The organism is Nguyenibacter vanlangensis, from assembly GCF_013376155.1.
Classification (GTDB): domain Bacteria; phylum Pseudomonadota; class Alphaproteobacteria; order Acetobacterales; family Acetobacteraceae; genus Gluconacetobacter; species Gluconacetobacter vanlangensis.
This window is the reverse complement of sequence record NZ_JABXXP010000936.1, coordinates 1-912: the sequence shown is the minus strand read 5'-3', so window position 1 is coordinate 912 and position 912 is coordinate 1. Positions and strand designations below refer to the sequence as shown.

Here is a 912-nt window from a genome sequence, read left to right as displayed (position 1 = left end):
CGCGGGCCGAGGCGGCGCGGCTGGCCGGGCTGATGCGCCGGCTCGTGCCGCATTTCCAGCCCGTCCCACCGGTCCGCGCTATGGATTGGATTCGCCTGGCGCGCGCCCAGGTCCGCGATGCCCATCTGCCGATCGACCGCGCGCAGTTGCTGATGGTCGTCGATCGCAATCCCCGGGTGCAGCGCGTCTGCTTCATGCTGGCGCTGCCCGATGGCGCGCCGTGGCAGGTGCTCGGGACGGCCCGCGTCTCGACCGGCCAGACGGGGCGCAAATATTATTACATCACCCCGACCGGCGCGTTCATCAACTCGGCCGACCGGCTGGGGTATCGCGCGCAGGGCACCCGGAACGAGCACGGCATTCGCGGCATCGGCGCCAAGGGCATGCGGGTCTGGGACATGGGGTGGCAATGGGCGGAAAAGGGCTGGCTGCCCAGCCGCGAGAAGGGGCAGATCCGGCTGGAGATCCACGCCACCGATCCCGATTTCCTGGAAACGCGGCTGGGCCATCCGGCATCCGAAGGCTGCGTGCGCATTCCGGCGGCGCTGAATGTCTTCATGGACCGGTACGGGCTGATCGACGCGCTGTACGAACAGGCCGCAAGCTATGACGGTCGATTCCGCGCCCTGCTGCCCCATGATCGCACCCCCACGCCGATCGCGGGCGACTGCCTGATCGTGGTGGATTCCGCCGACCCGCCGCCCGCCACCAATTGAAGGGGCCGCGGGGCAGAGCCCCGGAAAAAAAGACCGCGGGCCGGCCGGATCTCCCGCTTTCCACGGCCGGACGGTTCGCTCATGATAATGTGATGCGAAAGACCGGATTGCGCCTCGCCCTGATCCTGCCCGCCCTGATGGCGGCATCGCCGGGGCGCGCGGCGCCCCAGCGCGCCCCCGACACTCCCACGCCGGC

At 69.8% G+C, this 912-nt stretch carries 1 protein-coding gene; it reads left to right on the top strand.

Going from position 1 to position 912, the window contains the following annotated elements; all coding sequences use genetic code 11:
* On the top strand, window positions 1-716 hold a 716-nt coding region (locus tag HUK84_RS20280; RefSeq protein WP_246285799.1), incomplete at its 5' end, for a L,D-transpeptidase.
* Window positions 717-912: the final 196 nt, after the last annotated feature.